At 69.1% G+C, this 9008-nt stretch carries 8 protein-coding genes; 2 read left to right on the forward strand and 6 right to left on the reverse strand.

The window, feature by feature from the left end; all coding sequences use genetic code 11:
• A partial coding sequence (locus tag G3573_RS17555; RefSeq protein WP_163262987.1) for a glycosyltransferase family 4 protein occupies window positions 1-1045 on the reverse strand: 1045 nt, incomplete at its 3' end.
• A 183-nt stretch (window positions 1046-1228) separates the two neighbouring features.
• On the opposite strand from G3573_RS17555, the gene G3573_RS17560 reads away from it, so the two are divergent.
• Window positions 1229-1972 (forward strand): alpha/beta hydrolase, encoded by a 744-nt coding sequence (locus G3573_RS17560; protein ID WP_163262989.1) that lies wholly within the window; start codon window positions 1229-1231, stop codon window positions 1970-1972.
• A 120-nt stretch (window positions 1973-2092) separates the two neighbouring features.
• Here the strand turns inward: G3573_RS17560 and G3573_RS17565 are convergent, their stop codons facing one another.
• From G3573_RS17565 to secA, 5 genes are all read right to left on the reverse strand, one after another.
• A complete protein-coding gene (locus G3573_RS17565) occupies window positions 2093-2953 on the reverse strand; it encodes an SDR family oxidoreductase (RefSeq protein WP_163262991.1) in 861 nt (286 codons plus the stop codon).
• A 52-nt stretch (window positions 2954-3005) separates the two neighbouring features.
• Entirely contained in the window at window positions 3006-4115 is a 1110-nt protein-coding gene (locus G3573_RS17570) for an aromatic ring-hydroxylating dioxygenase subunit alpha (protein WP_163262993.1), read from the reverse strand.
• Window positions 4116-4189: 74 nt separating this feature from the next.
• Entirely contained in the window at window positions 4190-4447 is a 258-nt protein-coding gene (locus G3573_RS17575; RefSeq protein WP_163262995.1) for a hypothetical protein, read from the reverse strand.
• A gap of 97 nt (window positions 4448-4544) precedes the next feature.
• The gene (locus tag G3573_RS17580; RefSeq protein WP_163262997.1) at window positions 4545-5045 is read right to left on the reverse strand and encodes a DUF2059 domain-containing protein; all 501 of its coding nucleotides are present in this window, start codon (window positions 5043-5045) and stop codon (window positions 4545-4547) included.
• A 66-nt stretch (window positions 5046-5111) separates the two neighbouring features.
• Window positions 5112-7883, reverse strand: a complete 2772-nt coding sequence (gene secA / locus G3573_RS17585) for a preprotein translocase subunit SecA (RefSeq protein WP_163262999.1) — start codon at window positions 7881-7883, stop codon at window positions 5112-5114.
• A gap of 202 nt (window positions 7884-8085) precedes the next feature.
• Between secA and G3573_RS17590 the strand changes: the two genes are divergently transcribed.
• On the forward strand, window positions 8086-9008 hold a 923-nt coding region (locus G3573_RS17590; RefSeq protein WP_163263001.1), incomplete at its 3' end, for a peptidylprolyl isomerase.

The raw sequence follows: 9008 nt of genomic DNA on the forward strand, positions 1-9008 counted from the left end.
GCCCGGCGTCCAGCGCTTCGGCCAGCGCCGCGGCCCAGGCGCCCGGCTCGCGCGGGGTCACCAGCCATCCGGTGACGCCCGGCACGACGGTCTCGCGGGCGGCACCGTGGTCGGCGGCCAGCACGGCGCGGCCCATGGCCTGCGGCTCCACCGCCGTGCGCCCGAAGGCTTCCGGATCCAGCGACGGGGCGGCGGCCAGGTCGGCGACCAGGTAGGCGGCGGGCATGTCCTCGCAGTGGCCCACGATGCGGACCTGGTTTTCGAGGCCGGCGGCGGCGATCGCGGCGTCCAGCTCGGCCCGGTACTCGTGGCGGCCCTGGTCGTCGCCGGCCAGGAGCAGCAGGAGGTCGGAGCGGCCCTCGGCCTTCAGGCGGGCGGCCGCCTCGATCAGCAGCAGCTGGCCCTTCCAGCGGGTCAGGCGTCCGGCCAGCAGGACCTTGAGGCGCGCGTCGTCGGCGGCCACGCCCCAGGCCTCGCGCAGGCGCGCGACCCGGTCGGGGCCGACGTGAACCGGATCGAAGCGCTCGATGTCGACGCCGCGCGGAATGGCGACGATGCGGTCGGCCGCGACGCCGTGCTCGGCGATGACGTGGTCGCGGGTGAATTCGGAGTTGGCGATCACCAGGTCGCCGCGGGTCATCACCGCGTTGTACCAGCGCTTCAGCGCTCCCTTGGCCTTGTAGACGCCGTGATAGGTGGCCACGACGGGCGTGCCGGTCCTGCGGGCGGCGCTGATCGCGCTGAAGGCCGGGGCGCGCGAGCGCACGTGCACGACGTCCACCTTCTCCTTGCGGATCAGCCGGATCAGGGCGGCGGTGTTGGCGGCCATGACGAAGGGGTTCTTCGAATGCACCGGCATCTGCACCAGCTCGGCGCCGGCCGCCTTCAGGGCCGGCTCCAGCCGCCCGCCGCGTGAGGCGACCAGGGCGCGGCCGCCGGCCTTCACGACGGCGCGGGCGACGTCGAGGGTGGTCTGCTCCACGCCGCCGGTCTCCAGTTCCGGGACGACCTGCAGCAGGGTGAAGTTCGAAGGAAGCGTCGCCAATCGCAGCCCTTGCCTGCGCATTTTCCGCCGAAGTGTGGCCACCGGTTCGGCGAAGAAAATGCGCGTTTTAAAGAAACGAGCGTCGCCCGTTTGGGCGGCGCTCCAGAAGTCGTCGCGCTTCCGGCGACCCCGGTTAGCGGCTATGCGCGTCAGGACGATTACTGGAACCGGAGCGGATGCGCCATGGGCGAGCGAAGCGGCTTTCTCGACCGCGGGGACGGCGAGCGGATCGCCTGGCGCGAGGTCGACGGCGACGGCCCCACGGTGGTGTGGCTGGGCGGTTTCCGCTCCGACATGGGCGGGACCAAGGCGGTGGCCCTGGCCGAGGCGGCCCAGGCGCGCGGCTGGCGCTTCCTGCGTTTCGACTATTACGCGCACGGGGAGTCCTCGGGCGACTGGAACGCGGCCACCATCGGCCGCTGGCGCGCCGACAGCCTGGCGGTGATCGACCAGTTGACCGACGGCCCGCTGGTGCTGGTCGGTTCGTCCATGGGCGGGTGGGTGGCCTCGCTGGCGGCCCTGGCCCGGCCGGAGCGGGTGAAGGCCCTGGTGCTGATCGCGCCGGCCCCCGACTTCACCGAAGCCTTGATGCGCCCGGCGATGTCGCCCGAGGCGCTACGCGAGCTCGAACTGAACGGCGTGTGGCTGCAGCCGTCCGAGTACGACGCGCCCTACGCCATCACGAAGCGCCTGCTGGACGAGGGCCGCGACTGGCTGGTGCTGGACAAGCCCGTGCCGATCCGCTGTCCGGTGCGCATCCTGCAGGGCGAGGCCGATCCGGACGTGCCGTGGGCGCACGCGCTCGCCCTGGCCCAGGCGGTCGAGACCGACGACGTGGTCTTCACCCTGATCAAGGCCGGCGACCATCGCCTGTCGCGGCCGCAGGACCTGGAGCGGCTGGTCGCGACCGTGGCCGAGGTGCGCTAGAGCGCTATAGCCGAAAGTGGATACCGGTTTTCGGCGGCCATCGCGCTCTAACTCTAAGAATTTAGAGCCTTCTTGTCCGCTTCGGATGATTCCATCCGAAGCGGGAAGGCTCTAGGGCCGTCAGGCCTCGCGGGCGAGGATGTCGGCCAGGCCCTCGCGCCAGGTCGGATAACGCGGCCGCCAGTTCAGCTCGGCCTTCAGGCGCGCGTTCGAGACCCGTTTGTTGTCGGTGTAGAACCGGCGCATGGCGTCCGAGACGCTGTCGTCGGTCCACGGCACTTCCGGCGGCAGCGGCAGGCCCAGCATCTGGGCGGCGCCTTCGATCAGCACCTCGGCGGCGACCGGCTCGTCGTCGCAGACGTTGTAGACCGCGCCCGGTCGGGGCTGGAGCAGCGAGGCCAGCAGGGCGTCAGCGGCGTCCTCGACGTGGATGCGGTTGAACACCTGGCCGGGTTTGCGCACCAGCCGGGCGGTGCCGTCCTTCAGCTTGTCGACGGCCGAGCGGCCGGGGCCGTAGATCGCCGGCAGGCGGAAGACGCAAACGGTCAGGCCCATGCCGCGACCGACCTGACGCCAGTCGCGCTCGGCGATCAGGCGGCGCGCGCCCTCGACGGTGGGGGCGTTGGGAGCGGACTCCTCGAACACCCAGCCGCCGCCCCGGTCGCCGTAGACGCCGGTGGTGGAGACGTAGCCGATCCAGTCGGGGAAGGCCCGCGCGCCGGCCAGCGCCGGCGCCAGCGCCTTCAGGCCCGGGCAGCCGTCGGGACCGGGCGGGGAGGTGACCAGGATCGCGTGCGCGCCCTCGACGGCCGCGGCCAGGGCGGCCGGATCGTCCGGATCGACCGCCTCGATCCCGTTGGCGGCCAGGCGGGCGCGCTTGTCCGGATCGCGCGCGGAGGCGGCCACGCGCCAGCCCTCCTGCCGCATCAGGTTGGCGAAGGTGGAGCCGAGATAGCCGTAGCCGAAAACGAAGAGCTTCATCACGCTGCTAAACGTAGGCGCTGCGCACTTGGTTTTAAGGCCAAGACTGCGATCAGCTCTTCCAACGCAAGGTGGTCGCCTCGACGGGGTTCCTGAACGGCCGGCCCTCGGCGCGCGAGGCGGTCCATTCCTTCTTCAGCGCCTGATACCACTTGGCCTGCTTGTCGGCGTCGTCGATCCACAGCAGGGCCGGGTCGTACTTCAGCCCCTCGTTCTGCAGGTTCACCATGTCGCCGTCCTGCTTGAGGAAGGCGCGCGCGCCGATCCGGAACAGGGGCATGATCGCGCCCACGATCGGATGGTCGGACCAGAAGATCTGGGTGATGCGGGTCTTCTTCTCGTTCACCGCCGTCAGGCAGGTCAGGCCCAGCACCTGGCGCTGGCCGACCTGGATGTGCTCCCAGCGCAGGCCCGGGAGACGGAAGGTGATCTCGGTGGCCGGCGCGCCGCCCAGGATCTTGTAGGCGCGGCTGTTCTTGGAGGGCGCGTGGCGGGCCATGGCGAAGCCCATCTCGCGCGGCTCGAACCGCTTGGCCTTCTCATGCTGGCTGTGCTTGGAGCGCCACCACCACTGCTGGTGCACGTAGGGGCCGTGGGCGGGGTCCATCAGGCCCACGACCGCGTGGTCGATGTGGGCGTCGAAGTCCATCCGCTCGACCATCTTCGGCTTGCCGCCGACCACGCCCTCGAAGGTGGGCGCCGGGTGGTCCGGCTCGGACGGATTGCGCGGGTCCGAGGCCATCCAGACGAACACCAGGCCCTGGCTTTCGGCGACTGGATAGCGGCGCACCTTCACCTTTTCGACCGGGAAGTTCTGGTCCTCGACCAGCGAGGGTATGGCCGCGCAGGCGCCGTCCGCGCCGAATCGCCAGCCGTGATAGGGGCATTCGACCGTCTCGCGGCCGTCCGGCTCCTTGACCAGGCGGCCGGCCGACAGGGGGGCCGCGCGGTGCGGGCAGACGTCGCGCAGGGCGTAGACCTCGCCCGCCCGGTTGCGCCCGAGCAGCACCGGTTCGCCCAGCAGTTCGTAACGTTGGAGCGCGCCCGGCTTCAGGTCCGCGGACAGGGCCGCGAACCACCAGGTGTCATAGGTGAAACCCTCCCCGAACTTTGCGGTCGGGGATTTTCGGGACTGCGTCACGGACTCGATGACGGCGACCATCGGCGCGGTGCTCCTCTCACACCGCGCCGTAGGTAACCTTCTCCGCGGTCAGGCCCAAGCGGCTAGAGCTTATTTCAGCTCTTCTTCGCGGCCGGCGCGGGCGCCGGAGCCGGCGTGGTTTTCGCCGCCGCCGGGTTGCACTTGTTTTTGCAGGTCAGCCACGCCTTGCGGCAGGCGGCGTCCTCGGTGCCTTTCTTGACGCAGGCCTGGTAGCCGGCCGTGCAGCCCTTCTTGCACTGCTGGGGGGAGGGCGCAGCCGCCTGGACCGCCCCCGCCGCCAGCCCGAACCCGACCGCCATGACGGCCGCCGCGACTTTACGCTTCCAACCCATGGTATCGCCTCCTTGGCGAATTATGTCGTTTTGTGGGCGGAGCATAACGCAGATTTGCGAGTCGCGTTAGCCGTCGCTGTTCACCAAACGGTGAAGCTTAGGCGACGGGCTTGCGGGGCTTTTCGGACATGAGTTTTTCGAGCCTGCGGGTGAGGCCCGGCTCCATGCGGCGCGCCAGTTCGTCGCCCATGGCTTCGGCCTCCTTGCCCAGTTCGGAGGTCCGCTCGATGAAGGCGCGCCCGGACGGGGTCTCGAAGAAGGTGACCAGGTCGCGCAGCTCCGTCTCCGAATAGGCGCCGGCGTAGATCTTCGCCATCTCCTCGAGATACCAGGGCTCCTGAGCCTTCACCTCCGCCTTGACCGCGTCGATCATGGGCTGGCGCCATTCCGGCTTGAACTGCGGATTGCCTTCCAGCCCCGCCAGCATGACGTCGGTCATGACCGCCACCATCTCGTCCATGGTGTTGTCGATATCGAGCAGGTCCACCGCGCGGCGGGCCAGCTCCAGGTTGGCGGCCGGCGGCTCGGCGGCCAAGGTCGGCGTGGCGACGAAGGCGGCGGCGGCGCAGGCGAGCGCCGCGAGGTGACGTTTGAACATGGAGCCCCCAAAGCAAAAGGCCCGGCGTCGCCGCCGGGCCTTTCAACTTTAGGATGCGAGGGTCGATCAGACCAGCGCGCCGTGGCAGTGCTTGAACTTCTTGCCCGAGCCGCAGGGGCACGGCGCGTTGCGCGCGGTTTCCTGCCAGCCTTCCGGCATCAGCTCGAACGGCAGGCTGGCGCGGCGCTCCGGCGGCAGCTGGCCTTCCGGCATCTGCGCCGCCGGGTTGGCCATCTCGTTCTCGCCGGTCAGCGGGTTGAGGTGGACCTCCTCGAACATCGGGGTCTCGAGTTCGGGCGGCTGCTCGTAGCGGAACTCGACCGTCATCAGCCAGCGGGTCACGTTCTGGCGCAGGTCGGCCAGCAGGGTCTCGAACAGCGAGAAGGCTTCGGTCTTGTACTCGTTCAGCGGATCGCGCTGGCCGTAGCCGCGCAGGCCGATCACCGCGCGCAGGTGGTCGAGGTGGGTCAGGTGCTCGCGCCACTGCATGTCGATCATCTGCAGCAGGAAGTTCTTTTCGATCCCGCGCATCTGCTCGGGGCCGACCAGCTGCAGGCGCTCGGCCGCGCGCACTTCCGCCGCGTCGACGATGCGCTGTTCGATCTCTTCGTTGGAGACGCCTTCCTCGGCGGCCCAGTCGGCGATCGGCAGGTCCAGGCCCAGCACGTTCTGGACGCGCTCGGTCAGGCCGGCGACGTCCCACTGCTCGGCGTAGGCCTTGGGCGGCATGTGACGCTCGACCAGGTCGGAGATCGAGTCGCGGCGGAACTCCGCGACCAGGTCGGACAGGTCGTCCGACTCCATGAACTCCTGGCGCTGCTCGAACACGGCCTTGCGCTGGTCGTTGATGACGTCGTCGTACTTCAGCAGGTTCTTGCGGATCTCGAAGTTGCGCTGCTCGACGCGGCGCTGGGCGGTGGCGATGGCCGAGTTCAGCCACTTGTGGGTGATCGCCTCGCCTTCCTGGACGCCGAAGGTGCGCATGATGCCTTCGAGGCGCTCGCCGGCGAAGATGCGCAGCAGGTCGTCCTCGGTCGACAGGTAGAACTTCGACTTGCCCGGGTCGCCCTGACGGCCGGTACGGCCGCGCAGCTGGTTGTCGATGCGGCGGCTTTCGTGACGCTCGGTGCCCAGAACGTACAGGCCGCCGGCGGCCAGGGCCGCCTGCTTCTTCTCGACGATCTCGGCTTCGAACGCCTTGTGCTGGGCGGCGTCGGCCTCCGGCGTCACCTCGACGCCCATGCCGCGCTGCTCCATCCGCCAGCGCTGCATCTTCATCTCGATGTTGCCGCCGAGCTGAATGTCGGTGCCGCGACCGGCCATGTTGGTGGCGATGGTCACCGCGCCCGGCACGCCGGCGTCGGCCACGATGAAGGCTTCCTGCTCGTGGTAGCGGGCGTTCAGCACCGCGTGCGGGACGCCGTCGACGGTCTTGCCGTCGATCTCGAACTTGTGGGCGGCGAGCAGCTTGGACAGCTCTTCCGACTTCTCGATCGACACCGTGCCGACCAGGATCGGCTGGCCGCGGCGGTGACAGTCCTCGATCTGCTTGACGATGGCGGCGTTCTTCTCGCGCTCCGAGCGGTAGACCTCGTCGTCCTCGTCGATGCGCTGGATCGCACGGTTGGTCGGGATCTCCATCACGTCCATCTTGTAGATGTCCATGAACTCGCCGGCTTCGGTCGAGGCGGTGCCGGTCATGCCCGACAGCTTGGAGTAGAGGCGGAAGTAGTTCTGGATGGTCACCGAGGCCAGGGTCTGGTTCTCGGGTTGGACCTGGACGCCTTCCTTGGCTTCGATGGCCTGGTGCAGGCCTTCCGACAGGCGGCGGCCGACCATCATACGGCCGGTGAACTCGTCGATCAGGACGATTTCGCCGCCCTTGATGATGTAGTCCTTGTCGCGCGTGTACAGGGTGTTGGCGCGCAGGGCCTGGTTCACGTGGTGGACCACGCTGATGTTGGCCGCGTCGTACAGGCCGACGGTGTCCTCGGCCAGGTGGCCGGAGGCGGCCAGCATTTCCTCGACCTTCTCCGAGCCGTACTCCGACAGCAGCGCCTGGCGCTGCTTCTCGTCCAGCTCGAAGGTCGACTTGTCCTGGATCAGCTCTTTCACCACCAGGTCGATGGTCCGGTAGAAGTCCGAGCGGTCCTCGGTCGGGCCGGAGATGATCAGCGGCGTGCGGGCTTCGTCGACCAGGATGGAGTCGACCTCGTCGACGATCGCGAAGTTATGGCCGCGCTGGACCATCTCGCGCGCGTCGTAGACCAGGTTGTCGCGCAGGTAGTCGAAGCCGAACTCGTTGTTGGTGCCGTAGGTGACGTCCGACTGGTAGGCGGCCTGGCGCTGGCCCTGGCTCAGCCCGTGGACGATCACCCCGGTCGACAGACCGAGGAAGCGGTAGACCTGACCCATCCACTCGGCGTCGCGGCGGGCGAGGTAGTCGTTGACGGTGATGACGTGCACGCCCTTGCCGGTCAGGGCGTTCAGGTAGGTCGGCGCGGTGGCCACCAGGGTCTTGCCCTCGCCGGTGCGCATTTCCGAAATGCCGCCGTCGTGGATGACCATGCCGCCGACCAGCTGCACGTCGTAGTGGCGCTGGCCCAGCACCCGCTTGGCCGCCTCGCGCACCACGGCGAAGGCTTCCTCGAGCACCTTGTCCAGGGTCTCGCCCTTGGCCAGGCGATCCTTGAAGATCTGCGTCTGGGCGCGCAGCTCCTCATCGCTCATGGCCTGATAGCGGGGCTCCAGCGCGTTGATCTTCGACACGCGCTGCGTCGCGGTCTTAACCTTGCGGTCGTTGGAGGAGCCGAAAATCTTCTTGGCGAGGCCGAGCATGAACGATCCGGACGGTGGGCGAGCGATACGCTCTATATATGATGGGGACGTCGACGAGACAGTGAAGTCTCGGGACGCGCGGCGCGGCCGCGCGGAGCGTCGAAAACTCCTCGACTAACGCGCGCGCGAGACTTAAGCAGCGCCCTAAGTCCTGTCAACGCGACGGGTTTTTGCTAAAGGACTTCTTCGGGGGAAGACGCCCATGCGCCTCGATCGCGCCCGCACCGGCCTAGCGGTTCTCAGCCTCGCCTTCGCCCTGGCGCTCGCCGCCTGCGGCGACCGCGGCGCCAAGGAACATCCGCCCGAAGCCGGCGACGTCGCCGCCGCCCGGGTCGAGGGCCAGACCATCTGGGCCTCCGACGTCAAGCGCGAGGCCGTCGCCCAGGGGCTGATCGGCGAAGGCGAGCCGCTCGACACCACCTCCGACCTGTTCCGCCGCGTGCTGGACGAGGTGATCGACCAGAAGCTGCTGGCCCGCGAGGCCGAGCGCCGGGGCCTGGACGACAGCCCGGTCGCCCAGCGCCGCCTGGCCGCCGCGCGCGAGCGCATCCTCGGCGACATGCTGGTCGAGAACACCGTCGACGCCGCCATCAACGAGAACGCCGTGCGCGCCCTCTACGAGGAGCAGCGCCGTCTGGCCAAGCAGTCGGAAGAGATCCGCGCCCGCCTGATCCTGCTGAAGAGCCAGGCCGAGGCGGAGGCCGTGGGCAACCTGCTGGCCAACGGCGCCTCGTTCGAGGCCCTGGCCATGGAGCGCTCGATCGACCAGGCCACCCGCTTCAACGGCGGCGACCTGGGCTATTTCACCACCGACGTCATGCCCGACGCCTACGCCGTCGCGCTGAAGACCGCCAAGGCCGGCGAGACGGTCGGGCCGTTCCAGACCGAGGGCGGCTGGGCCATCCTGCGGGTCGAGGACCGTCGCCAGGAGGAGCCGCTGTCGATCGAGGACGCGCGGCCGCAGATTCTGCGCTTCCTGACCTATGACGAGGTCCGCCAGCTGCTCGAAAAGCTGCGCGGCGGCGCCAAGGTGCAGGTGCTGATCAAGGGCGACCCGCTGTCGGTGCCCGGCGCGCCGCGCGAACCGGCCTCGGCCCCGCGCGCCGCCGCCGCTCCGGCTTCGGC

It is taken from the genome of Caulobacter sp. 17J65-9 (genome assembly GCF_010975005.1).
GTDB lineage: Bacteria > Pseudomonadota > Alphaproteobacteria > Caulobacterales > Caulobacteraceae > 17J80-11.